The sequence below is a fragment of the Streptomyces sp. NPDC087420 genome (assembly GCF_044744165.1).
Lineage (GTDB): Bacteria > Actinomycetota > Actinomycetes > Streptomycetales > Streptomycetaceae > Streptomyces.
This window is the reverse complement of sequence record NZ_JBIUXU010000012.1, coordinates 84793-109535: the sequence shown is the minus strand read 5'-3', so window position 1 is coordinate 109535 and position 24743 is coordinate 84793. Positions and strand designations below refer to the sequence as shown.

20 protein-coding genes are annotated in these 24743 nt (G+C 73.4%); 9 read left to right on the top strand and 11 right to left on the bottom strand.

The genetic code is table 11. From position 1 onward, the window contains the following. Window positions 1-47: 47 nt before the first annotated feature. The 5 genes from ACIO1C_RS25105 to ACIO1C_RS25085 form a co-directional block, all read right to left on the bottom strand. A complete protein-coding gene (locus ACIO1C_RS25105; protein ID WP_401867053.1) occupies window positions 48-2162 on the bottom strand; it encodes an endo-beta-N-acetylglucosaminidase in 2115 nt (704 codons plus the stop codon). Window positions 2163-2241: 79 nt separating this feature from the next. After that, a complete protein-coding gene (locus ACIO1C_RS25100) occupies window positions 2242-3495 on the bottom strand; it encodes a glycosyl hydrolase (protein ID WP_401867435.1) in 1254 nt (417 codons plus the stop codon). A gap of 82 nt (window positions 3496-3577) precedes the next feature. Further along, window positions 3578-4483, bottom strand: coding sequence for a carbohydrate ABC transporter permease (locus tag ACIO1C_RS25095; protein ID WP_401867051.1), 906 nt, complete (start codon window positions 4481-4483; stop codon window positions 3578-3580). After that, window positions 4480-5415: a carbohydrate ABC transporter permease gene (locus tag ACIO1C_RS25090; protein ID WP_401867049.1), complete on the bottom strand. Its 936-nt coding sequence runs from the start codon at window positions 5413-5415 to the stop codon at window positions 4480-4482. The genes ACIO1C_RS25095 and ACIO1C_RS25090 overlap by 4 nt, the downstream gene beginning before the upstream one ends. A 12-nt stretch (window positions 5416-5427) precedes the next feature. Then, entirely contained in the window at window positions 5428-6717 is a 1290-nt protein-coding gene (locus ACIO1C_RS25085) for an ABC transporter substrate-binding protein (RefSeq protein WP_401867047.1), read from the bottom strand. A 408-nt stretch (window positions 6718-7125) separates the two neighbouring features. On the opposite strand from ACIO1C_RS25085, the gene ACIO1C_RS25080 reads away from it, so the two are divergent. From ACIO1C_RS25080 to ACIO1C_RS25055, 6 genes are all read left to right on the top strand, one after another. After that, window positions 7126-8142 (top strand): LacI family DNA-binding transcriptional regulator, encoded by a 1017-nt coding sequence (locus ACIO1C_RS25080; RefSeq protein ID WP_401867045.1) that lies wholly within the window; start codon window positions 7126-7128, stop codon window positions 8140-8142. Between the two features lie 99 nt (window positions 8143-8241). Then, window positions 8242-8931, top strand: coding sequence for a FadR/GntR family transcriptional regulator (locus ACIO1C_RS25075; protein ID WP_401867043.1), 690 nt, complete (start codon window positions 8242-8244; stop codon window positions 8929-8931). Continuing rightward, a complete protein-coding gene (locus tag ACIO1C_RS25070) occupies window positions 8928-9719 on the top strand; it encodes a creatininase family protein (RefSeq protein WP_401867041.1) in 792 nt (263 codons plus the stop codon). Before ACIO1C_RS25075 ends, ACIO1C_RS25070 begins: the two co-directional genes overlap by 4 nt. Before the next feature lie 338 nt (window positions 9720-10057). Next, complete coding sequence (locus tag ACIO1C_RS25065; protein WP_401867039.1) at window positions 10058-11074, top strand: alpha/beta hydrolase family esterase; 1017 nt, start codon at window positions 10058-10060, stop codon at window positions 11072-11074. 99 nt (window positions 11075-11173) lie between these two features. Then, window positions 11174-12781: an AbgT family transporter gene (locus ACIO1C_RS25060; RefSeq protein WP_401867037.1), complete on the top strand. Its 1608-nt coding sequence runs from the start codon at window positions 11174-11176 to the stop codon at window positions 12779-12781. A 233-nt stretch (window positions 12782-13014) separates the two neighbouring features. After that, window positions 13015-14322, top strand: coding sequence for a sulfite oxidase (locus ACIO1C_RS25055; RefSeq protein WP_401867035.1), 1308 nt, complete (start codon window positions 13015-13017; stop codon window positions 14320-14322). 157 nt (window positions 14323-14479) lie between these two features. On the opposite strand, the gene ACIO1C_RS25050 is transcribed toward ACIO1C_RS25055, so the two are convergent. The 4 genes from ACIO1C_RS25050 to ACIO1C_RS25035 all read right to left on the bottom strand — a co-directional run bounded on the left by ACIO1C_RS25050 (window position 14480) and on the right by ACIO1C_RS25035 (window position 18391). Then, complete coding sequence (locus ACIO1C_RS25050) at window positions 14480-14650, bottom strand: hypothetical protein (protein ID WP_401867033.1); 171 nt, start codon at window positions 14648-14650, stop codon at window positions 14480-14482. Window positions 14651-14725: 75 nt separating this feature from the next. Continuing rightward, a complete protein-coding gene (locus tag ACIO1C_RS25045) occupies window positions 14726-15148 on the bottom strand; it encodes a hypothetical protein (RefSeq protein WP_401867031.1) in 423 nt (140 codons plus the stop codon). A 255-nt stretch (window positions 15149-15403) separates the two neighbouring features. Continuing rightward, entirely contained in the window at window positions 15404-17719 is a 2316-nt protein-coding gene (locus ACIO1C_RS25040; RefSeq protein WP_401867029.1) for an alkaline phosphatase family protein, read from the bottom strand. A gap of 210 nt (window positions 17720-17929) precedes the next feature. Continuing rightward, window positions 17930-18391 carry a hypothetical protein gene (locus ACIO1C_RS25035; RefSeq protein WP_401867027.1) on the bottom strand — a complete coding sequence of 154 codons (462 nt, stop codon included), beginning with the start codon at window positions 18389-18391 and terminating at the stop codon, window positions 17930-17932. Window positions 18392-18672: 281 nt separating this feature from the next. Between ACIO1C_RS25035 and ACIO1C_RS25030 the strand changes: the two genes are divergently transcribed. Continuing rightward, window positions 18673-19464 (top strand): MBL fold metallo-hydrolase, encoded by a 792-nt coding sequence (locus ACIO1C_RS25030; protein ID WP_401867025.1) that lies wholly within the window; start codon window positions 18673-18675, stop codon window positions 19462-19464. Window positions 19465-19475: 11 nt separating this feature from the next. After that, window positions 19476-20147, top strand: coding sequence for a DedA family protein (locus tag ACIO1C_RS25025; RefSeq protein ID WP_401867024.1), 672 nt, complete (start codon window positions 19476-19478; stop codon window positions 20145-20147). On the opposite strand, the gene ACIO1C_RS25020 is transcribed toward ACIO1C_RS25025, so the two are convergent. Both ACIO1C_RS25020 and ACIO1C_RS25015 read right to left on the bottom strand, forming a co-directional pair. Then, window positions 20127-21164 (bottom strand): MBL fold metallo-hydrolase, encoded by a 1038-nt coding sequence (locus ACIO1C_RS25020; RefSeq protein ID WP_401867022.1) that lies wholly within the window; start codon window positions 21162-21164, stop codon window positions 20127-20129. The two genes, ACIO1C_RS25025 and ACIO1C_RS25020, sit on opposite strands and share 21 nt — an antisense overlap. A 406-nt stretch (window positions 21165-21570) precedes the next feature. Beyond that, the gene (locus ACIO1C_RS25015) at window positions 21571-22857 is read right to left on the bottom strand and encodes an aminotransferase class I/II-fold pyridoxal phosphate-dependent enzyme (RefSeq protein WP_401867432.1); all 1287 of its coding nucleotides are present in this window, start codon (window positions 22855-22857) and stop codon (window positions 21571-21573) included. Window positions 22858-23182: 325 nt separating this feature from the next. Between ACIO1C_RS25015 and ACIO1C_RS25010 the strand changes: the two genes are divergently transcribed. Further along, complete coding sequence (locus ACIO1C_RS25010) at window positions 23183-24694, top strand: bifunctional phosphatase PAP2/diacylglycerol kinase family protein (RefSeq protein WP_401867020.1); 1512 nt, start codon at window positions 23183-23185, stop codon at window positions 24692-24694. Window positions 24695-24743: the final 49 nt, after the last annotated feature.

Here is a 24743-nt window from a genome sequence, read left to right as displayed (position 1 = left end):
GGTGCGGATGCGGATGCGTGTACGGATGCGGACGTGACGGGGCGGGGCTACCAGGGGCGTTCCGTCCCGGCGGCGGAGGAGACCTGGTAGGCCTCCGAGACACTACGCACCTCGAAACGGGCCACGCTCTCGCCCGGTTCCGCCTGGAGGGCGGGGACATGGTAGGCCGTACCGGCGGTCCCGCCCAGGAAGCGCCGCGAGCCGTCGGGCAGCACGCGGTGCAGTTCGTAGTGGCGCACCTCGCCCGGGGCCCGGTCCCAGGCGAAGCGGAACGCGCTGCCGGTGGTGTCGGGCGCGGTGGAGGTGATCCGCAGGGCGGCCGGGGCGGCGGGCGCGGTGGTCGCGTTGTGGATCGAGAGCGCGCCGAGCCGGAAGCGTACGGACGTGGCGCCGGTGCCCGCCGTGAGCCGTATCCCGAGGGCGTGGACGGTGCCGGACGGCTGTCCGGCGAGCAGACCGGAGAGGCGCAGGGTGGCGGTGCTCCAGCCGGTGCCCGGCCGCAGTGTCCCGGCGGGCAGGTAGCTGTACGGGACCGCCGCGCCGGGCGTCGCGGGCTCGCGGGTGGCGACGGCCAGTTCCACGACCACGGGACCGGCGTCCGCGCGGTAGGTGAGGTCCACGACCGTGTCGGCGGTGAGGGGCAGCCGGGTGCTGTACAGGTCGACGGTGGCGGGCGCGGTCAGCGCCCCGTCCACCAGCAGGCTGCTGCCGCCGCGCCAGGCGTCGGCGAAGTCGAAGGTGACGGCCGGCCGGACACCGGTGGTGCTGACGACCCAGCGGCGGTTCGGCAGCCGGTCCTGGAGGCCGAGGTGGTTCCAGGCGGTGGCGGAGGTGACCGCGCCGTCGCTGTACCAGCGCAGGCCGTGGCCGGTGTTGAAGGTCGAGGCGAAGGGCAGGGCCCGTACGGTCGACCGGTCGGCGACGGAGACGGCGGGCGCCCGCCAGCTGCCCGCGGTGTCGGGGGTCGACGGGTCGAGGGACTGGCCCGTCCAGAAGCGGTCGTCGGCGGCGTGGAACTGGCCCGGGGTGCGGCCGGCCGGGAGCTGGTTGCGGGTCCACTCCGGCCGGTAGAAGCCGAGGGAGACGACGTGCGGCTTGTCGAGGGGGACGATGGCGTTCCAGTTGACCGACTTGTTCCAGCCGCTCGCCTCGACGTCGACGCCGGCCCACAGTTCGTAGCGGTCGCGGCCGAGGTTCCCGGCAAGGGTGCCTGAGGAGGCGAGGGTGGCCGCGCTCCACCGGAAGTCCAGGAACATGGAGTCGCTGACCTTGCCGCTCGCGTCCTGGAAGAACGTCTGGTTGGCGGAGTTGAGGGCGCCCTGCCAGGAGACACCGCCGCCGGTGGTCATCGAGTCGTACCAGGTGACCTTGAGGCCCCTGGCCTGGCTGAGCGCGTGCAGCCGCCGCAGGAAGCCGTTCATGTCGGTGGCGAGGGCCGCGTTCCCGCCGCCCGTCTCGGCGTTGACGAACCAGCCGTCGAAGCCGTACGCGACGGCCACCTCGACCAGCTTGTCGGCCAGCGGATAGCCGCCCGCCGCGTCGCGCTGGACGAGGTCGCGGGTCCACTGGAGCTGACCGCCGTAGGCGGCGGGCGGCAGGAAGACGTTGCCGAGGACCGGTACGCCGTTGCGGTGCGCGGCGTCCACGACGGGCGCGTTGGGCGCGAGGATCAGGCCCTCGCCGGAGGAGCCGCCCCAGAAGACCAGTTCGTCGATGTACTGCCAGTGGGCGAGCGCGTAGTAGTCGGCGGTGGCGGAGCCCTGGGAGGGGTTCTGGGCGGTGGGGCCGAAGGAGACGAGCGAGGAGATACGGGCCTGGCCGGCGCGGGCGGTGGTGTTCACGGCCACCGGGGTGAAGCGCGCGGCGAGGGGCACGGACGCCTTGTTGAAGGCGAGGTCCGGGTCGTCCTGGGCGCGCCAGGTCTTGAGCCCGCGCCAGGTGATGCCGGCGCCGGGTGACCCCGGGGGGAGGGAGTCCGGGTACCAGTAGGAGGCGTACGGCGCGTTCGCGGCGGCGGCCGCCTGGGGGGCCGGTGCGGGGGCCGCGGCGGCGGGCGGGGCGCCGAGGACCGTGGCGGCCGAGGCGGCGCCCGCGAGGACGACCGTACGGCGGGTGGGGTAGGTGGGTCTCTGTATCTCTGACGGGATCTCTGACGGGTTCACTTGGCTCTCCGTATCGTTGGGGGGCGATTCCGGTGCTGAGTTGAACTGGTCTGTTTCGTAAGGCACTTGGGGGCGCCGTTCATCGGACGTCGTGCGGGTGGAGGACCTCGGTGATCCCTCGGGCCGCCAGATGCATCTTGTCCCCCGCGAGGCTCTCCAGAACCACCGTGGGCCTGTGACCTTCCTCGGTCAGCCGGGCGAAGGCCTCGAAGAACTCCCCGCCGGGCCCGCAGGTCGCGCGGCGCGGCGAGGTCTCGTCGTCCCCGGTGTCGAGGGCGAGCGCGGTGGTGCGGACGGCGGGCGTGTGCTCCTGGCCGCGCCGTTCCCGTACGATCCGGGCGATGGTCTCCCCGGCGGGCTTGACCTTCCGGTCGTTCGTCAACAGGCCGAGGCTGTATTCCAGTTCGGGGAAGTCGGCGAGGTCCCGCGACACGTCGTGGGAGCACCACCAGGTGACACCCCAGACGTCCGGGCAGTCCAGGGCGTTGGCCACGGTCGCCTCGGTGAAGGCGGCGGCGTGTTCGGCGGGGATCAGCGGGGCCGGGGCGCCGACCTCCTGGAGCCAGACCGGCCGGTGCGGGTCGAGCGCCCAGGCCTTGGACAGCTCGATCAGGTACGCGGCGTGGTGCTCGGTGGCGCTGCCGGTACGGCCGTGGCGCTGGGCGGTGCCGTTGAACACCCAGGAGTGCACGGCGGTGACGGCGCCGAGCCGGGCCGCGTGGGCGGGGGTGAAGGGGTGGCCGTCGACGTACCAGGCCGCGTCGTACTCCGCGTGCAGGTGGAGCTTGCCGGGGGCGCCCTCCTCGCAGGCGTCGAGCAGCCGGGTCAGCCAACTGCCCGCCTGGGCCGGGGTGATGGGGTCCGGGTCGGGGTGGGGGTGGCCGGAGAACTGGTTGATCTCGTTGCCGAGGGTCATGCCGATGAAGTTCGGCCGGTCGGCGAGCGCGGCGGCGAGTGTCCGCAGGTACGTGGCCTGCGCGGCGACCACGTCGGGATCGGTGAAGAGGTTGCGCCGGTGCCAGGTCTGGGTCCAGGCCGGCAGGAAGTCGAAGCTCGACAGGTGCCCCTGGAGGCCGTCCACGTTGACGTCCAGGCCGCGTTCGGCGGCGGCGTCGGCGAGCTGGACGAGCTGCTCGACGGCGCGGGGTCTGATCAGGGTGCGGTTGGGCTGGAAGAGCGGCCACAGCGGGAAGACCCGGATGTGGTCGAGGCCGAGTCCCGCGATGGAGTCCAGATCGGCCCGTACGGCGTCGAGGTCGAAGTCCAGCCAGTGGTGGAACCACCCCTGGCTGGGCGTGTAGTTGGCGCCGAAGCGCGGCACGGAGGGGCTCATACCGGCGGAAGGGCTCATACGGCAGACGGTTCCTGGTTCTCGGTCGATGGGGGCCGGCGGATCGGGGGAACGGGCGGGAGGCTCAGCCCTTGACGGCGCCTTCGCCCACGCCCCGGAAGAAGTACCGCTGGAGGCAGGCGAAGAGGGCGATCAGCGGGGCCACGGCGATGATCGTGCCTGCCGCGACGAGCCGTTCGTCGTTGGCGAAGGTGCCGTGGAGGTAGTTCAGCCCGATGGTGAGGGTGAACTTGTCCGGGTCGCTCAGCACGATCAGCGGCCAGAGGAAGTCGTCCCAGGCACCCATGAAGGCGAAGATCGCGACGACGGCGAGGGTGCCCTTGACGGAGGGCAGCGCGATCCTGAGGAACCGCTGCCAGACGTTGGCGCCGTCCACGAAGGCCGCTTCCTCCACCTCCAGGGGGAGGTTGAGGAACGCGTTGCGCATCAGCAGGACGTTGATCGCGCTGATGGAGCCGGGCAGGAGCACCCCGATCAGGGTGTTGTTGAGGCCCAGCTCCCGCATGGTGGTGAACTGGGCGATGATCAGGCCCTCGACGGGGACGAGCATGGCGAGGATGAACGCCAGCGTCGCGGCCCGCCGTCCGCGGTAGCGCATCCGGGCCAGCGCGTAGCCGGCCAGCGCCGCGCCGACGCAATTGGTGATCACGTTGGCGGCGGCGACCTTGAGCGAGTTGTAGGCGTAGTCCCACACGGGAATGGTGTCGGCGACCCGGCCGTAGTTGTGCAGGGTCGGATCGCCCGGGAGGAACGACGGCGGGGAGCTGAAGATGTCCTCGTGCGGGCCCTTGAGCGAGGTGGACAGCTGCCAGAGGAACGGGCCCACCGTCAGGGCCAGTACGGCGATCAGCAGGACGTACCGCAGGACGAGCTGCCAGGGCGCGACGCGCCGCCCGTCGGCGTCGGTGACTCTCCGGACGCTTTTCTCGACGCGCCGTCCGTCGGCTTCGGTGGCTCTCGGCACGCTCACGCGTCCTCCTTGCGGTCGGCGCGGAGCACCAGCAGCATCAGGGCGACCACCACGACGAAGACGACGACGGAGAGGGCGGAGGCGTACCCGACCCGGCCGCTCAGTCCGGTGCCGACGCGCTGCACGAGCATCACGAGGGTGGTGTCCTCCCCGGCGGGCCCGCCGTTGGGGCCCGCCATCAGGTAGACCTCGGAGAACACCTTGAAGGCGGCGACCGAGGAGAGGGCCGCGACGAGGACCATGGTGGAGCGGACCGCCGGGACGGTGACGGTGACGAACCGCCTTACGGCGCCCGCCCCGTCCACGGCGGCGGCCTCGTGCAGTTCGCGGGGCACGTTGGCCAGCGCGGCCAGATAGATGATCATGTAGTAGCCGAGGCCCTTCCAGACCGTGACGGCCATGGAGCTGACCAGCAGCAGCCACTGGTCGCTGAGGAAGCCCACCTTCCCGACCCCGACGGTCTCCAGCAGCGCGTTGATCAGGCCCCGGTCGTCCAGCATCCACACCCAGATCAGCCCGACCACGACGATCGAGGCGACGACCGGGGTGTAGAAGGCGGCGCGGAAGAAGGCGATGCCGGGGATGTGCCGCTGGACCAGCAGGGCGAGCAGCAGTGGCAGGATCACCAGCGCCGGGACCACGCCGAGGACGTAGAGCGTGCTGTTGCGCAGGCCGATCCAGAACATGTCGTCGTGAAGCAGCTCACGGTAGTTGGCGAGCCCGACGAAGTGTCCCGGCAGCAGCGTCCGCCGGTCCGTGAAGGAGTTGATCACGGTGCTGACGAACGGGTACAGGCTGAACGCGCCGACGATCAGCAGGCCGGGCGCGGCGAACAGCCAGGGGCTGTACGTGAGATGGCGCCGGATGCCCCGGGCTGCCTTGGGGGCGGCGCGGGCCGCCGTGGCGGGGGCGGGGTGGGTGGTGGTTGTCATGGTCCGCTCGGCTCAGCTCTGCTGGAGCAGGCGGTCGCACGCCTTGACAGCGTTGTCGAGCGCTTCCTTGGGGCTCTGCCTGCCCTGGAGCGCCTTGGCCACCTCGTTGCCCAGCTCGGTCTTCATCTGGTCGCTGAACTGGACCGGGGTGTAATTGACCGCGTTCTTCAGGGACTTGGCGGCGGCTATCCGTACCCGCGTCTCGTCGGTGCCGTCCTCCTTCGTGAAGTACGGGTCGTCCAGGGAACCGGCGGTGCTCGGGAAGATGGCGACCTGCTTGGCGAACGCCATCTGCCGGGTCGCGTCGGTCACGAAGTGGCCGAACGCCACCGCCGCGGGCTTCCGCTTGCTCTGCGAGTTGACCATGACGCCCATGACGTACATGTTCACCTTGCCGGTGTTGGTGATCTGGTCGGTGATCCCGATGTTCTTGTACAGGTTCGGCGCCTGCTTCTTGAAGTTGCCCAGGTCCAGGGCGCTGCCGGGGTTCATCGCGACGGACTCGGTGAGGAACTTGTGCCCCGCCGACTCGGGGGTGGCGGTGAGCGCCTGGGGGTCGAGCGCCTTGGCGTCGTACAACTCCTTGTAGCGGGTGAGCAGTTCCACGCCCTTGGCGTCGTTGAAGGCGAAGCCCGTACCGGCCTTGTTGGTCAACTGGGCGCCGTAGCGGCCGAAGTCCTCGATGGTGGGCACGTTGGCGAGGGTCGCGATCTTGCCGTCACTCTTCTCGGCGATCTGGAGCCCCGCGTCGAAGACCTCGTCGTACGTGGTCGGCGGCTTCTCGGGGTCGAGGCCCGCCTCCTTGAAGAGGCGCTTGTTGTAGAACAGCGGCCCGGTGTTCAGGTACCAGGGGAAGGCGTACGTCCCTTCCACGCCCGGCACCTGGTCGCCCGCCCAGGCGCCCGGCAGGTACTCCTTGCGGTACTGCGCCGCGGACTTGTCGAGGTCCAGCGCGAGTCCGGCCTTCACCAGCGGGGCCAGCAGGTCCGGGGAGACGTTGACGACGTCGGGGAGGGTGCCGCCGGCGGCGTCGGCGCTGATCTTGTCGGCGTAGCCGTCGGCCGGCCGGTCGACCCACTTCACGTCCGTGCCCGGGTACTTCTTCTCGAAGTCGGCGATGACCCCGTTGAAGTAGTCCTTGAAGTTGGCCTGCAAGTTCCAGGTCTGGAAGGTGATCTTGCCTTCGATCTTGCCGGAGGCGTCCGAGGACGAGCCCGAGCCGGACCCTCCCCCGCAGGCGCTGAGGGGCAGGACGGTGGCGAGGACCACGGCGGCTGCGACGGTTCTGCGGGAGATACGCACGGTGAACGGCTCCTTTGCTCGGACCAGGCGTGCGCGGGCGGGCCGGGGCTGAGGACCTCCGGGCCGCCCGCGCCTCGCAGACATTGCAATGCGCCGGGGGGGAAAGTCAACAGATCGGTCGTGGAGAATCCGCCGGGAAGCCGGGAGGAAGCCAATATTCGTGCCATAACAGCAGCTCAGAGCGTTGTCACAGGGAGATTACGATAGATGACTAATGCGCTTTAGCTCATCCAACTCAAGCGCATTAGTACACTGGGCGACTTCGCTCGCCCAGGACGGCGGGAAGGCATACGATGCCCACGTCGGACATCGGGCGAAACGCGGGGATCGGGGCATCGGGTGGCAGCGAAGGGGACGTCGTCCGGGGGGACCCCGCCAGCCAGGCGGACCCCCGCCCGCCGTCCGACCATGAAGGACATCGCCCAGCGCGCCGGGGTGTCGGAGAGCGCCGTGTCCTTCGCGCTCAACGACCGGCCCGGGGTCTCGGAGGTCACCCGCGACCGGGTCAGACGGGTCGCCGAACAGCTGGGCTGGCGGCCCAGCACCGCCGCCCGCGCCCTGTCCGGTGAGGGCTCGGCCACGGTCGGCCTGGTGCTGGCCCGCCCGGCCGCGACGCTCGGCGTGGACTCGTTCTTCCTCCAGCTGATCTCCGGCATCCAGGAGGTGCTGGCCCGGCGCCAACTCGGCCTGCTCTTCCAGGTGGTGGAGGACGTCGACGCCGAGTGCGCGGTCTACCGGCGGTGGTGGGCGGAGCACCGGGTCGACGGGGTGCTCGTCGTGGACCCGAGGACCGACGACCCCCGGCCCGACCTGCTGGACGAACTGGGCCTGCCCGGTGTGGTGATCGGCGCGCTGCCCGGCAACGACGTGGGCCCGCACCCCGGCCTCTCACAGGTACGGGCCGACGACACGGGCGCCATGGCGTCCATCGTCGGCCGGCTGCACGAGCTGGGCCACCGGCGGATCGTGCACATCGCGGGCCTGCCCTCCTTCGCCCACACCGAGCGCCGCGTCGAGTCGCTGCGGATCGAGGCCGCCCGGCGCGGCCTCGCCGAGGTCCGCTCCCTCACGACGGACTACTCCGACACCGAGGGCGCCGCGGTGACCCGCCGCGTCCTGGAGGAGGGCACCCCGCCGACCGCGCTGATCTACGACAACGACGTGATGGCCGCGGCCGGGGCGGCGGTGACGGCCGGCCTCGGTCTCTCTGTGCCCCGCGACGTCTCGGTGGTCTCGTGGGAGGACTCGGCACTGTGCCGCCTGGTGCACCCCTGGCTGACCGCCCTCTCCCGGGACACGATCGGCTTCGGCCGGATCGCCGCGGGGGAACTGGCCGCCCTGCTCGACGGGGGCGCGGCCCGCTCCGTACAGGTGCCGCTCCCCCGGCTGATCGAGCGCGAGAGCACGGGAGAAGCGCGGGGGTAGCACGGCGGTAGCGCGGAAGAATCACGAAGAAAGCACGGGCGGAATCGATCCTGTCGCGACCATTGACACCCCGAGAGATCAAGTGATCTATTCACTTCCATGAGTCGCAGTGAGGTGTCACTGTCCGAGCATCTGGCGGACAGCATCGTTGAGATCATCCGAACCGAACGGCTGGTTCCCGGGGACGTCCTGGCGTCCTCCCGGGACCTGGCCCGACGGTTCGACGTCACCACGCCCACGGTCCGCGAGGCGTTGCGCAGGCTTGAGGCCACCGGCGTGGTGGAGTTCCGGCACGGCTCGGGTACGTACGTGGGTCCCGGCAGCGAGCGGCGGCTGCTCGCCAACCCCCATCTCCCCCGCAGCAGCCGCGAGTCGGTCCTCGAACTGGTCGAGGCACGGCTCGTGCTGGAGCCCGCCGTGGCGGCCGCCGCGGCGCGGGTCCGGGAGGCCGGTGCGGTGGGCAGGCTGGAGGCGGCGGCGGTCAACGCCCTGCATCCGCCGGAGGATTCACCGCTCACGTCGACGCACTTCCACGTGGCCCTCGCCGCGGCCAGCGGCAACGCGCTGCTGCGGGAGGCCGTCGAGGCGCTGCTCCAGGTCAGGGCCAGGGAGCAGGTCGAGATCCGGCACCGTTACAACGACCGGGCGCGGGACCACGCCGAGCACGTGGAGATCTTCGAAGCGGTACGGGACGGGGACGCGGACGCGGCCGAGCGGCTGACCCGGGACCACCTCGGGGCCATCCGCGCGGCGGTCCTCGCCGCCGACTTCCCGGGGAGCGAGCGATGAGCACACACTCCCCGGCGGAGACCCGGCCGCCGCTGCGGCTGGCGGAGATGACCACCGTCGAGGCGGCCTCGGCCGTCACGGCGAGCCCGGTGGTGATCATTCCGGCAGGCGCGTTCGAACAGCACGGCCCCGGCATGCCGTTGGCCACGGACACGATCCGGGCCGAGGGGGTGGCCGAACGCGTGGCCGCCGGACTCGGCGGGCGCGTGGTGATCGGCCCACCCCTTCCCGTCGGGGTGTCCCCGCACCACCTCGCCTTCGCCGGTACGGTCACACTGACCACCACCACCCTGGCCACGGTGGTCCGTGAGTACGTGGAGAGCCTCTACCGGCACGGCTGGCGGAAGATCCTCGTGGTGACCGGTCACGGCGGCAACAACGCCACCCTGACCACGGTGGCGCAGGACCTGCTCACCACCCACCCCGATCTCCAGTTCGCCTGGACCCCGGTCACCCCGCTGGCCGCCGATGTGGTGTCGGAGATGGGCGTCAGTGAGGTGCACGGTCACAGCGGGGAGGCGGAGACCGCCCAAATGCTCTACCTCGCACCGCACTTGGTGCACAACGACCGGCTGGTCCCCGGTACGACGGGCACCGACCAGCTCGATCCGCTCTCCCGGCTCGCCCGGCACGGCAGCCACCCGTCGCTCGCCGTGCGCTACGACCGGCTCAGCGAGAACGGTGTGCTCGGCGACCCGCGGTGGGCGACCGCCGCGGACGGCGAGGCGGTCGTGGACGCCGTCGTCGGCCGGGTGACCGCTTTTGTCAAGGAGTGGCTGGACGTCTGATCCCGTAACAGCCACACGAGCCGCACCACCAGCACCGCCCGCACCACCAGCACCACCACCAGCAGCACCACCAGCACCACTCGCACTACCAGCAGCACCCCACCACCCGCACCACCGATGACGGCGTGTGCGGTGCCGTAGCACCGGCCTGCCCGGAGCACCTGGACCGCACCGCACGCACCACCCCGCCCGCGATGCCGGGCCCGCCCTTCCCTGTCACGCGCCCACGCGTCCCCGTACGCCCGCGCGTCCCCGCCCCGCCCTGCCCGGGGCACCCCCAGCTCAGCACCCGGAACCAGAGCCGTCCGCCACCAGGCGTCCGGCAGAAGGAGCCTGCCATGAACAGCACCCTCCGGCCCAGAACCGCCCTGTCCCTCCGGCGGCTGGCCACCGCCGCGACCGGCCTCCTGCTCTGCGTCGCGGCGACCGCCACCACCGCGTCCGCGTCCGCCGCCCCCTCCACCGCGTCGCAGCGGACCACGGGCAAAGCGGCCTGCCGGCTGCCCGCGCCCCAGGCCCCCGGCACCGGCGAGGCCCACACGATCAGCAGCGGCGGCCGGGAGCGGTCGTACCGGCTGCACCTGCCCGCCGACTACCAGAAGAAGCGCGACTGGCCCGTCGTGCTGGCCTTCCACGGCCGCGGCAACACCGGGATCGGCACGGAGGAGTTCTCGAACCTGTCGACCCTCCCGGCCGTCGTCGTCTACCCCGAGGGTGTGATCGGCACCGGCGACGGTGACCGGCAGGCCTGGCAGGGCGCGCCCTACGCGGCGGCCGGCGTCGACGACGTCGCGTTCACCGGCGACCTGATCGACGAGCTCGAAGCCACCCTGTGCGTCGACGAACGACGGGTGTACGCGACCGGCAAGTCCAACGGCGCGGGCTTCGTCAGTACGCTGCTCGCCTGCCGGATGGCCGACCGGATCGCCGCCGTGGCACCCGTCGCCGCCGCCCTCTACCCCACCGGGGAGACGTGCCGGCCGTCCCGCCCGGTGCCCATGATCGAGTTCCACGGCACCGGCGACGTGACCATCCCGTACGCGGGTGACGCCGACCGTGGCCTGCCCGCGATCGCCACGTGGGCGGCGGACTGGGCCGAGCGCAACGGCTGCCACACCCGTCCCCAGGTGCGGACGACCGCACCCGACATCACCACGACCAGCTGGCGCGGCTGCGACCGCGGGGCCGACGTGCGGCACGTCGCCGTGACGGACGGCGGGCACACCTGGCCGGGCGCCGACATCTACAGCGGCGGCGGCTACACCACCCAGACCATCGAGGCCCACGAGGTCCTGTGGACCTTCCTGCGGGACTTCCGCACTCCCCCGGCCCGCAGCCACGGCCACGGCCACTGACCCCTCACCCAGCCCGCTGACCCCCCACGACGCAGGTCCGCCACTCCCCACCGCCGATCCCGTCCCCTACTCTCACATCCGAGCAAGGAGCCGCTCCCCATGACCACACCGACCCCGCCCGCACCCCCCGGCAGAACGTCTCCGCCACCCGGCGACCCCGCGGACCCGAGCGGCCCGTCCGTCGCCGAGGGGGCCCGGCTGCCGCGCATCGTCCGCGCGATGGCCGTCATCGAACGCGCGGGCAACGCGCTGCCGCATCCGTTCTGGCTGTTCTGGATCCTCTCCGGCGTGCTCGCGGTCGTGAGCGCGTTCCTGGCCGCCGCCGACGTCTCCGTGGTCTCCCCGAGCGACCACAAGACCGTGGTCGTCCAGAACCTGCTCAGCGGTGACGGCCTGGCTATGGCCGTCTCCACCATGATCGAGAACTTCGCCACGTTCCCGCCGATGGCCACGATCGTCGTGGTGATCATGGGGGTCGCGGTGGCCGAGAGGACCGGCTTCCTCGCGGCGCTGATGCGGGTCAGCGTCTCGCGGGTGCCCGCCTCCTGGGTCGTGTTCGCCGTCGCCTTCGCGGGCACGGTGGCGCACGTCGCCTCCGCCGCCGCGTACATCATCCTCGTCCCCCTGGGCGGGCTGGCCTTCCGGGCCGTCGGGCGCTCCCCGATCCTCGGCATCGTCGTCGCCTACACGGCGATCGCGTCCGGGTACGACGCGAGTCCGGTCCCGACCCCCAACGACGCGATCTTCGCGGGCATCACCACGGCCGCCGCGAAGATCGTCGGCGGGGACGACGCGTATGTCTCGCCGCTCAGCAACTGGTTCTTCAACATCGCCTCGTCGGTGCTGCTCGCGATTGTCATCACCCTGGTCGTGCGGTTCGTCCTGAGCAAGCGTCCTGACCTCGACGCCGACCCGGACGCCGACCTGGAGGACCTGGGCGCGCTCACCCTCAGCCCGAAGGAACGGTCCGCGCTGCACGCCGCCGTGCTGACGCTGGTCGGCACGCTGGTCGTGCTCGTCGCGGTGATGGTCCCCGCGTCGTCCCCGCTGCGGGGCGAGGGCGGCAGCATCGTCGAGTCGCCGTTCCTGGACGGCATCGCGGCGGTGGTCGCGTTTGTCTTCGGCCTGGTGGGGATCGTGTACGGGTACCGCTCCGGGTCGATCACCTCGGCCGGTGACGTGCCGAAGCTGATGGGTCAGGGCATCAAGCAGATGGCGCCGGTGCTGGTGCTGTTCTTCGCGATCGCCCAGTTCCTGGCGTACTTCGACTGGACGCGGATCGGCGATGTGCTCGCCGTACGGGCGGCGGAGGCGCTGGAGCGGAGCGGGATGCCGATCGTGCTGGTGTTCCTGCTGATCCTGTTGCTGCTGACGCTGGTCAACGTGATGGTGACGAGCGGCTCCGCGATGTGGGCGCTGGCCGCGCCCGTCCTGGTTCCGATGCTGATGCTGGTCAGTGTCCCCGCCGAGACGACCCAGGCGCTGTTCCGGATCGCGGACTCCGGATCGACCGCGATCACCCCCATGAGTCCGTACTTCCTGATGGCCCTCGGCTTCCTCCAGCGGTACCGCAAGAACGCGGGCATCGGCACGCTCGCGTCGTACACCCTGCCGCTGGCGGTCGCGATGACGGTGGCGTGGACCGCGCTGTTCCTGATCTGGTGGGCGGTCGGCATTCCGCTCGGGCCGGGGGCGCCGGTGCGCTGAGGGGTACGGGAGCCAGGTGGTGCGAGGGGTCGGGGATGTCGGGGGTGTCGGGGAGGCCGGTGTTGCGGCCGCGTGAAATCCCCGGCCCCCGACGGGGACGCCCCCGCCGCCGGGCCCCGTGACGGCGCCGCAGGTGAGGCGGGCGGGGGGCGCGGCGACGGGGTCCGTACGGTCGCCGCGCGGCCCGTCAGGACGGCGTTGACGTGCCCGGACGCCGCTGCCACGCTCCGGGCATGTCCGAGAAGCCGACGCCATTTCCCGTACCGCCGACCGAATCCGCGTACGACCGGCTCCGGTTGCGCCAGTGGCGCGACGGGGTGGCCGTGTCCGCCGGGGTGGAGCGGCGGGACCTGTTGAGACTGCTCGCGGCGGCCTCCGTGGGTGGACCGCTTGCGGCGGGATCCTTCGCCGCAAGCTCCGGGACGGCCGCCGCGACCGCCGTTCCCGCCGCGCCGGGCGCCGCGCCCGGGATCGTGAAGCCGCTGCCCTCCGAGGTGTTCACCGTCCGGGGCACCAACGCGGAGACCAACTTCGCGGCGCTGCGCTCCACCGGCCTGCACACCCCGGCGAGCCACTTCTTCGTCCGCAACCACACCGTGACGCCCCGGATCGCCGCCGAGGACTGGACGTTGACCGTGTGGGGCAGCGGACTACGGGGCCCGGCGGTCGAGTTCGGTTACGAGCAGCTGCGCGCGCTGCCGTCGGTGACGCGTACCGCGTTCATCGAGTGCGCGGGCAACGGCCGCAGTTACTACACGACCCAGCAGCAGGAGACGGTGAGCGGCACGGCCTGGACGCTCGGCGCGATCGGGGTCGCGCGCTGGCGTGGCGTACGGCTCTCCGACGTCCTGCGGCGCGCGGGCATCACGGCGCGCGCGGTCGACGTCCTGCCGCGCGGCCTGGACGACGAGGTCATCAGCGGCGGGGTGAACCTCGGGCGGGTCCGCAGGCCGCTGCCGGTGGCCAAGGCGCTGGACGACGTGCTGATCGCGTACGAGATGAACGGCGAGCCGCTGCCGCCCGACCACGGGTTTCCGGTGCGGCTGATCGTGCCGTCCTGGATCGGCATCGCGAACATCAAGTGGCTCGGTGACATCGAGGTGAGCGACCAGCCGCTGTACAGCCCGTGGAACACGGACCTCTACCGGCTGTTCGGCGCGGCGTATCCCGCCGAGGGCAGTGCGCCGCTGACCCGGCAGACGCTCAAGAGCGCGTTCGAGCTGGCGCCGGGCGCGGCCGTGACCGCGCACCGTCGGCAGGTGGTGACGGGCCGGTCCTGGTCGGGCGGGGCACCCGTGCGCGCGGTGGAGGTCAGCACCGACGGAGGCACGACGTGGCGCCGCGCACGGTTGCGTGACACGCCCGAACGGCACAGCTGGGTGCGCTGGTCGGCGGAGTGGGTGCCGCGCGACCGGGGCCCTGCGGTGCTGCTGGCCCGCGCGACGGACCGCTCGGGCCGCACCCAGCCGGAGGTGGCGGTGCCGAACACGCAGGGGTACCTGTTCGACGCGGTGGTACGGCACGAGGTGACGGTGGTCTGAGGGGTGGGGGGCGGCGGACCGGGCACGTACGGGAGGTACGCGCCCGGTCCGGCCCGGCAGCCGGGCGTCGCGAACGGGATGTCACGACTCTGCCTGGCGGCGTCCGGCCCGTGCACCCGCCGGGATGTCGGGCCAGACACCACTTCGCGGATGCGCGCTAGCGGGGTGTGCCGCTCTCGTTGTGCTGTCCGTCCACGGCCGCGTGGTCACCGGCCGCACCGGGGTCGGTTTCGCCCGTGGGCGGGCGGCGGCGGATCTCGGGCTCGTCGGCGCGGGCGGCCTCGGCGCGCAGCAGGGCGTTGAGGGCGGCGAAGGGATCGATGGGCATGGCTGTGTCCTCACGGTGGGGGGGGAGTGCCGGCTCAACTGCTCGGGCGAGAAGGGCACATGGGTGCCCCGCCTGTCAGCAGCGCAGCACGGCCCCGGAGGCGGCCGCCGGTACGCGTGAGGGTTCCTGAGGGATGAACGGCCGGGTGTACGAGGTCGGTTGCGGCCCGCCCCACCCTGTCCCGGTCCGTGGTACGGCGGGTGCGCCACCGCCCCGTACGGCGGCCCGGCCGACGGCGGTCCGTTCGCTCTCGGCGGGGTCCTGCTGCCCCTCGCCCGCCGGTTCGGGCGCGGCGGAGGCGGGTGGCCTGGGTTCGGCGGCGGAGGCGGGTACGTGGCCGGTGTCCAGCGACATGCCCAGAAGCGCGACCAGAACCAACAGCGCCGTCAGCGCGATGCGCCGCGCGCGAGCGGCACGGGCCGCGGAAACGGCGCGGGGCGCCGTGACAGTGCGGAGCGCCGCGACGGGGCGGCGGATGACGGGCGCGGCACGGCACATGGCAGAACCTCCTGGACACGCCACCTCTGCCCGTCAGCGCCCCCGATCCGCCCTCCGCCGCCCCGGATTCCCCCGTACGCCACCGGAAACCCCCTGGACGAAGGACACTCCCCACCCCAGTTCGACTCTCCGGCAACTGCGGGCCCCGACCCTCGCCAACTCTCCGACGAACGCCACGCACCCCACGGCCGAACACCCACCCCCACCCACCAGCGGCGTCAGCCGCTCTGCTGCCACGCCGTCCCCGGACAGGCCCTAGACGCCGTCCGTCGCCGGCTGGTGGTCCTCCGTCGCGACACATTCCCGCAGGGCGCCGTCCTTCGCCGGCTCCCCCACCCCCGCCGGGACACAGTCCCGCGCGGGCCCGCCGTCCGCCGGCGGCGTGTCCCCGCCCGCAGCCGGGATGTCGTCCCCCTCGGGCGGCACCGTCTGCCGTGGCACCTCCGCCACCACCGCCGACTCACCGGCGACCGCCCCGGCCGCCAGGCCCACCGGTACCTCCGGGCCGCTGCACTCGCGCAGCCAGCGGCGCAGCACCTGGTGCACCTGCTCCGCGCCCACCAGCTCCGCCGGCGGGCCGGACGCGGCGTCCGGGGTGTGCGGGATGTGCGGGACCGGTGGGGACAGCACCAGCGGGGACAGCAGGAACGCGTACGACTGCTGGCCGCCCAGGCCCCCGTGTGAGCCGATCTGTTGCTCGAAGGCGTGCACCTGCCCCGTCCGGGGGTCGAACGTCGAGTTGACCATGATGTCCGCGACATGCGGGAACGTGTCGGTGCGCCGTACGGCGTCGGCCGCCCCGGTCCCCATCGAGGCGAGCGGCCCCTCCCCGTCGCGGAGTTCCGCGACCGGGACCTCCGCCCCGCCCCGGCCGAGCACCACCGAGCCGTGCGCCTCGCTGCGTACCAGCAGGAAGCCGACCCCCGGATGGTCGGCGAGCGTCGGCAGCAGGGCGGGATGGCGCGCGTCCAACTGCTCGCGGCTCATCCGGCCGGGCACGTCGGGGAAGGAGACCAGCGCGAGGTTGCCGGACGCGAGCACGACGGGGTCGGAGCCCTGCGCCGGCTCGTCCTCCGCCCCCTCCCGCACCGGCCGGTGCAGCGCGTGGCGCACCGCGTGCCGGGCCGCCGAGCGGGCCTCCGCGCCGCTCCTCGTCCGCTCGGCCCGGCGCGACACGGGCAGCCCGCACCCCGCCCTGACCAGGTCCTTGAGGGTGAGTCCGTAGAGGCCCTCGAAGGTCTCGCCGGGGCTCTGCCCATGGTCGGAGAGCAGCACGATCCGGTACACGCGAGGCGCGTGGTCCGCAACCTTGACCAGCAGACCGACCGAACGGTCCAGGCGGGCGAGGACCTGCCGCGCGTCCCGGCTGTGCGGCCCGGAGTGGTGGGCCACCTCGTCGTACGCGACAAGATCCGCGTACACCGCCGTGCGTCCCGCCAGCATGTCGCCGATCACCGCCGCGACGACCACGTCCCGTCCGAGGACGGTCGCGAACGCCCTGATGAACGGGTAGAGCCCGCCCCGGCCCACCCGTGGCCGGTCGCCCCGGGCCCGCGCGCGCAGCGACTGCCCCATCTCGCGGGCGACCTCCGCGGCGAAGGAGACGACCGTACGGACGGCGTTGGCCGGGTCGCTGAAGTAGGCGAAGTACCCGGCGCGCGAGCGGTTGGCCCTGCCCCGCCGGGCCGCGATGGAGAGCACGAAGGCGAGTTCGTCGGCGCCGCCGCTGAAGAGGTTGCCGCGGCTGGCGCCGTCGAGGGTGAGCAGGCCGCCGTCGCCGGTGCGTTCGATGGCCCGGCGCTGGAGTTCGGCGGCGCTCGCGGGGCGGTTGCTGACCATGGTCCTGCCGCTGTCCTTCTCGTACCAGCGGAAGGCGGGGACGTCGTGGTTGGAGCCGTGCAGGATGCCGAGTTGGCTGGCGCCGGTCTGGCTCGACCAGTCGGTGCGCCAGCGGGTGAGCCGGTGGGTCGGCTCCCCGTCGAGCCACGCGGCGATGTTCGGCATGACGCCGTTCGCGAGGGCGTCCAGCAGGACCTGGTGGCCCACGCCGTCGAGTTGCAGGAAGACCGTGCCGGGCGGCCCGCCCCGTCCGCCGTCCACGCCGCTCCTGCGCCGGCGCCGGTCGGCCAGGCGCGAGAGCCTGCGCCGGTACGCGTCGTCGTCGCCGACCGCGAGCCCCGTGGCGGTCGCGGAGGCGACGGCGGACATCACGGCGGCGACCACCACGGCCGTCTCGGGGTTGGCGGCCCCCCGGCCGTCGGGGATGAGCCAGAGGGCGATGAGCAGGAGCGAGCCGTTGAGGAAGAACACCAGCGCGCCGAGGATCAGTGCGGGCACGAGCAGCAGGGCCCGTACGAGCAGGGGCCAGACCAGCGCGCTGAGCAGGCCGAACGCGCCCGCGCCCCAGCCCGCGGTGACGGCCGTCCTGGTGATGGTTTCCCCGTCGTCCAATTGGAGCTGGAAGTCGGGCAGGATGCCGGCGAGCGCCAGCAGCGTCAGGCTGGACACCAGCCACACGATGATCACCCGGAGTACGGCCCCGCCTGTCGTACGCCATCGCCCGCGCAGCACGTCGTTCCCCACCTCATGGTCCGGGCCCGTATCCGCTCACGGGCTCGGCCCCAGCGTGACACAGGGCGGCGCGGGGGCGGGGGCGCGTGGGGCAGCGGGGACGGGTGCGCGGGGGCCGACGGGCGGGTGCGCGCGGGTCGGCGGTGCGGGTGCGCGCGGGTCGGCGGCCGTGGGTCAGGGGCGGTGGGCCGGTGGATCAGTGGCCGTGGGTCAGCAGCCGTCGTACCCGGCGGTGGGCATGGAGAGCCTGCGGTGGACGTCGGCCTTCATCGCCGCGTCGTACGGCGGTTCGTCCAGGCCCACCGTCTCCAGCCGCACCCCCCGGCGCGCGCACTCCGCCGAGAAGGCGGGGACGGAGGTGAACGCCCGGTCGAGGACCCGAGCGTTGGGGGCGACGAAGACGTCGAGCAGGCCGGCCTCGACGTCGACCCACAGCCCGTGGTGATCGGGGCGCAGCCCGTAGAGGAGTAGCTGCCGGGTGACGACGTACCCCTGGTCCGCCGCCCAGCGCGCGCACATCGCCTGCTGGCCCCGGGTGTCCACGAGGAAGGGGGTGCGGTCGAGCTCCTCCAGGGGCGTCAGGCTGGCGATCACCGCCACCCGTACCTCGCCCGTCACCTCACCCGTCCCCGCTGTCCCGCCCGCCTCGACTGCCACGCCCGCCTCGGCCATGTCCCGCCCCCACCCCTTGTCCGGCCCCACCCCTTGTCCGGACCGCAGACCTTACCGCGCCCGCACCCGCCCGAGGGAGGCGTGAACCAGGCAGGGGGGCGCGCGATCCGAGCCATCCGGGGGCACGCGGAAGGGGGCCGGGAAGAGGGCCGGGAAGAGGGCCGGGAAGCGGCGGGCGCCGGGTTCGCGGGCCCGTCCCCGGGTACCCCCCGTACGCTGAGTGCGGAGATCGTGCCCGGGGCGGGCTCACCGGCGCCCGGGCGGACGGAGTTGAGGTCGGGTTGGGAACTGTCATCACCTGGTGGGGTCACGCCACCTGCACGGTCGAGGACTCCGGGGTACGGGTGTTGACGGACCCCCTCTTCGTCCGCAGGCTGGCCCACCTGCGCCGCCGGCTCGGCGCCGTGCCCGCCCCCGAGGCCGCCGTCGCGGACGCCGTGCTCGTCTCCCACCTGCACTCCGACCACCTCCACCCCCGGTCGCTGGCGAAGCTGGCGCCCGGGACCCGGCTGCTCGTGCCGCGCGGCGCCGGGCGGTCGGTCCCGGCGCTCCGGCGGCTGGACGCCCGCAGGAACCGCGCCGGGCTGCACATCACGGAGGTCGGCGTCGGCGACGAGGTGGAGATCGGCGCGCTGCGGATCCGCGCCGTGCCCGCCCACCACGACGGCCGTCGGCTGCCGGTCGGGCCGCAGCGTTCGCCCGCCCTCGGCTATGTGATCAGCGGCGAGTCGCGTACGTACTTCGCCGGGGACACCGGCCTCTTCGACACCATGGCGGACACGGTGGGCCCGGTGGACGTGGCGCTGCTGCCGGTCGGCGGCTGGGGCCCGCACCTGGGGCCGGAGCACCTGGACGCCGCGCGGGCGGCCCAGGCGCTGGCGGACCTGTCGCCCGCCGCCGCCGTACCGGTGCACTACGGCACATACTGGCCGATCGGGCTGGACGGGGTGCGGCCCCACGAGTTCTTCTCGCCGGGCGAAAACTTCGTACGGCACGCGGCGGTACTCGCTCCCAAGGTCACCGTGCACCTGCTGCGGCACGGCGAGAGTGTCCGGCCGGAGGCGCGCCGGTGATAGATCAGCTCATGAGCCAGCTGCCCACGGAGTCGACGCAGCAGGCCGTCGGCTATCCGTCGGTCTTCCTGCTGGTGACGCTGGGCGCGCTGGTGCCGGTGGTGCCGACGGGCGCCGTGGTGAGTTCGGCGGCGGTGGTGGCGTTCCACCAGACGGCGCCGCTCTCGATGCTCTACGTGTTCCTGGTGGCGTCGTTCGGGGCGTTCCTCGGCGACATGGCGCTGTACTGGCTGGGCCGGCGCGGGGTCGGGTCGAAGAACGGGTCGCGCTGGCTGGCGAAGATAAAGGACCACGCCCCGCCCGACCGCCTGGAGCAGGCGCAGGAGAAGTTGCGGGAGCACGGGGTGACGGTGCTCGTGCTGTCCCGGCTGGTGCCGGCCGGGCGGATCCCGGTCATGCTGGCGTGCCTGCTCGCCGAGTGGCCGTCGCGGCGGTTCGCCCGGGGCGACGTGCCGGCCTGTCTGGCCTGGGCGGCGACGTACCAGCTGATCGGGATCCTCGGCGGCTCGCTCTTCGACGAGCCGTGGCAGGGGGTGCTGGCGGCGGTGGTCCTCACGGTGGTGGTGGCCGCGGCGCCGGCCCTCTGGCACCGGGTACGTGGACAGGGCGGCGGCCGGGACAACTCCGGGCGTGGCGCTCCCGCCCCCGAGGCTCCCGGCTCCTCAGGGGGTCAGGAGACGTGAGGCGCCGACCGGCAGGTCCCAGAGCTGGGTGCGCGGCCTGCCGGTGTTCTCCCAGGCGGCCCTGACCCGGGTGAGGGGTTCCAGGACCGGTTCGGCGGAGAGGACGAACGTCGCCCAGTGCATGGGGGCCATGTTCCGCGCGCCGAGATCCTGGCACGCCCGTACGGCCTCCTCGGGGTCGGTGTGCACGTCGCTCAGCCACCAGCGCGGGGCGTAGGCCCCGATGGGGAGCAGCGCGAGGTCGATACCGGGATGGCGGCTGCCGATCTCGCCGAACCAGTGCCCGTAGCCCGTGTCCCCGGCGAAGTACACCCGCTGCCCGTGGCCGTCGCTGAGCACCCAGCCGCCCCACAGCGAACGGCAGGTGTCGGTGAGGGTCCGCCGGGACCAGTGATGGGCCGGTACGAAGTCGAAGCGCACGGACCGGCCGTCGGCGCCCGGCAGTTCGGCGGCTTCCCACCAGTCCAGCTCGGTGACCCGGCCGAAGCCCCGCCGCCGGCACCAGGCGGCGAGGCCCGCCGGGACGAAGAGCGGGGTGGTGCGGGGCAGCCGCTTGAGGGTGGGGGCGTCCAGGTGGTCGTAGTGGTTGTGGCTGATGACCACGGCGTCGACCGGGGGCAGGTCGGCCCAGCGGACGCCGACGGGGGTGATCCTGGCGGGGGTGCCGAGGATACGGCGGGACCAGACGGGGTCGGTGAGGACGGTGAGCCCGCCGATGCGCACGACCCAGCTGGCGTGACCCGCCCAGGTGACGGCGACGGTGGCCGCGTCCACGGACGGCAGCGGGCCGGGGGCGAAGGGCAGCAGCGGCACGTCCCGCAGCCCGTCCGCGCCGGGCCGTACGGATCCCTCCCTGGCGAGCCGGGTCATGGCCCGTACGCCGGGGAGGGGCGCGGTCAGCCGGCCGGCGAAGGACTTGGGCCACCGCCGGACCTCACCGAGCGGCCGCGGCGGCCCGGCGGCGCGCGACGAGGGGCCTCGGTGGCTCTCTCCGTCCCGTTTCGTCTCTTCCGTCACTGGGGCTCCGTTCCACACGGTCGTCTCGGCGCGGTTGTTGTGAGGGGTTGTCCGGGGGGTGACCTGGGGACTACTCCGGGCGGCTGACCTGGGCGGTCGGCTCGGTGCGGTTGACGGGGGCGGCTGACCTGGGCGGTCGGCTCGGTGCGGTTGACCTGAGCGGCCGACTCCGGGCGGTCGGCTTGGCCTGTCGGTCGACCCCTCGGGCGAGGCCGACTCCGGGCGGTCGGCCTGGCCGGTCGGCCCGCCCGGTCGGTCGACCCCCCGGGTGGTTGGCCTGGCCGGTCGGCCCCCGGCGGTCGGCCTGGCGGCCGGTCGGCCCCCGGCGGTCGGCCTGGCGGCCGGCCGGCCCCGGCGGTTGGCGAGAGCCGTCGACTCGATGGGACAGGCCTGAGCGGCCGTCGTCTCATGGCGGGGCGTCCCGGCTCGGCGGGGCGTCTCCGCTCAGCTCCTCGAAGGCGGAACCGAGACGGTCGAGCGCTCCCGCGACCTGGGGCAGTGCGAGGGGATCCGACGCCGTGAGGGACTCCACGCGCTCCTCCGGGGTCGCTCCCAGCAGCGGTGCGGTCGGCAGGCGGACGCGCAGCGTGTCCGGTGCCTCGCCGAACCGGTGGCCGCCGGGGACGGGTGTCCCCAGCCGGTGGCTCAGGTGGTCCTCCAGCTCCAGGGAGTCGGTCACCCCCAGCGCGGCCAGGGGTTCCCGCAGCGGGCCGAGGTCGGCGTAGAGGTGCCGGCCCGCCTCGGGCGGCAGGGACAGCGCGCCGGAGGAGAGCACCAGCCGGTGCGCGGCGGCGGCCACGCGCGCGTGCAGGGCGGCGGCGGCCCGCGCCCGGTCCACGACCGGCCCCGGCTCGTCCAGCGCGTGGGCGGCCGCGGCGCCGACGGGCCCGGCGACCAGCGCGCCGAGCGCGGTGAGGATGTCGAGGGTGCCGGTCCGCCGGGCGGCGCCCGCCGGGGTGGCGGGGAAGCGCGCGACCGCCGCCGGCCAGGCCGCGGGGAGGAGCGCGCCGACGGTGTCGTACAGGACGGTCACGTCGTCCGGCCGGCGCTCGGAGGGGCTGAACAGGACCGTCCCGTGCGGCGCGTGCAGGGTGTCGCACCAGGTCTCGTCGCTGACCAGGTGCAGGCCCTCGGCGACCGCCGCCTCGCACGCCTCGCTGACCAGCTCGGGCGGCGCGACGGTGCCGGTGGGGTCGTCGGCGGGCGACAGGAGCAGAACCCGCGGGTCGCCGCCCTCGGCGCGTACCCGCCGCACGGTCTCCAGCAGGGCGTACGGATCCGGTACGCCCCCGCACTCCGCCGGGGTCGGTACGGAGTACGCGGCCCGCCCCAGGAGGCGGACCTGCGGGGCCCACCAGGCGGGGCAGGGACGCGGCACCAGGACGTCACCGCCGAGGGCGGCGAGCAGCGCGAACAACAGCGGCTGCGCCCCGGGCGCGGCGACGACGTCCTCGGCCCTGGCGGACGCCCCGCGCCGTCCCCAGTACCCACAGGCCGCCGCACGCAGGATCGCACTGCCGCCGGGCGGCTCCGGCTCGGTCCGCCCGGCGGCCGCCGCACAGACCTCGGCCAGCTCGGCCGGCACGGGCAGCCCCACCTCGGGCGCAAAGGGCCCAAACCGAACAGGCCCCCGCCCCCGGGCCTCGTGACCGCCGGGAGCCGGGGCGCCGGGAGCCGGGCCGCCGGGAGCCAGAGCGTCGCGAGCCGGCGCGCCGGGCGCGTGGACGACAGACGCCGGACCGGCATCCGCCTGGCTCCCCGTCCCGTGGCCCCCGGTGGCGCCGCTCGCGGATCCACCGGGGCCATGGCCGGTGGCCCGGATGCCCGGCGGTGTTCGCCGCATGTCGCCACCCTTCCCGGTCGACCGGACCGTGGTCCGCGCGCTCGTACGGCCCGTCCCCGCGTGTGGGCCTCCTGCCCTTTATACGGAGATATGCCCTTGTGTGCCCCTCGGACACCGCCCGCCCGGATGCCGTACCGCCTGCTTGGGTTCCTGGTCCGCGGGGTACCCGCGTTCCATGTCAGACACCTCAGCGCGCTTCCGTCAGGCGACGCCGGGCGCCAGAGCCCGGATTTCGGCCCTTCTGGAGGCCTGGGACAAGCAGGTCTTCGACTCCGTCGCGACCCGGCACTGGCCGGGGGCGGGGCCGGTGCTCCCCCGGCTCAGCCGTGCCGCCAACCACGGTCTGCTGTGGTTCGGCGCCGCCGCCGGGATCGCCGCCGTGGGGCACGGACCACGCTCCCGCCGGGCCGCCGTGCGGGGCATCGCGTCGCTGAGTCTCGCCTCCGCCGCCATCAACACGGTGGGCAAGCGGGCCGTGCGCAGGCGGCGGCCCCTGCTCGACGCCGTGCCCGCGATACGGCAGCTGAAGCGGCAGCCGTTCACCACCTCCTTCCCGTCCGGGCACGCGGCCTCGGCCGCCGCCTTCGCGACGGGGGTCGCGCTGGAGTCCAAGGGATGGGGCGCCGTGGTGATCCCCGTGGCCGCCGCCGTGGCCGTCTCGCGCGTCTACACAGGCGTGCACCATCCGAGCGACGTCCTGGTGGGCGCGGCGCTCGGCGTCGGGGCCGCCTACGCGATACGCGGGGTCGTGCCGACGCGCAACCAGCTGCCGCTGCCGGGCCGGCCGTACACGGAGGCGCCCGCGCTGCCGGGCGGCCAGGACCTGGTCGTCGTGGTGAACCGCGCGTCCGGCTCCTCCGAGACCGCCCTCCTCGTGCGCGACGCGCTGCCGTTCGCGGAGATCGTGGAGTGCGAGCCCGAGGACGTGGAGGACGAGCTGGAGAAGGCGGCGGGGCGCTGTCGCGCGCTGGGCATCGTGGGAGGCGACGGGACCATCAACCGCGCGGCGGTCGCCGCCGTACGCCACGGCCTCCCGCTGGCCGTCTTCCCCGGCGGGACTCTCAACCACTTCGCGTACGACCTGGGCGTGGAGGACGTCCACGCCACGGTACGGGCGCTGGCGGAGGGCGACGCCGTACGGGTGGACCTGGGGCGTTTCGCACCCGGCCCCGAAGGACCCGGGTCGGTGGGCCACTTCATCAACACGTTCAGCCTGGGGGTCTACCCGGAGCTGGTACGGGTGCGTGAGCACTGGTCGCCCCGGATCGGCGGCTGGCCCGCCGGGGTACTGGCGGCGGTCAAGGTGCTGCGGGCCGAGCACCAGCTGCACGCCGAGTTCGACGGGCGGCAGCGCTCACTCTGGCTGCTGTTCGCGGGCAACGGCATGTACCAGCGCATGGGGCCGACCCCCGGCCGGCGGCACGATCTCGCCGACGGCCTGCTGGACGTACGGATCGTGCACGGCGGCCGCTTCCCGAGCCTGCGCCTGCTGTCCGCCGCGCTGGCGGGCCCGCTGAGCCGCTCCCCCGTCCACGCGGCGGAGCGGATGCGGCGGCTGCGGATCTCGGACATCGCTCCGGGGACGCCGCTCGCCTTCGACGGCGAAGTGGCGCAGGCGCCCAGGGAGTTGACCGTGGACAAGGCGGTCGAGGCGCTGACGGTCTACCGGCCGAAGGCCGTCTTCTAGGGCGGTCACCCACATCCGGCTCTGTCCACATCGTAAGATACGTATCTCA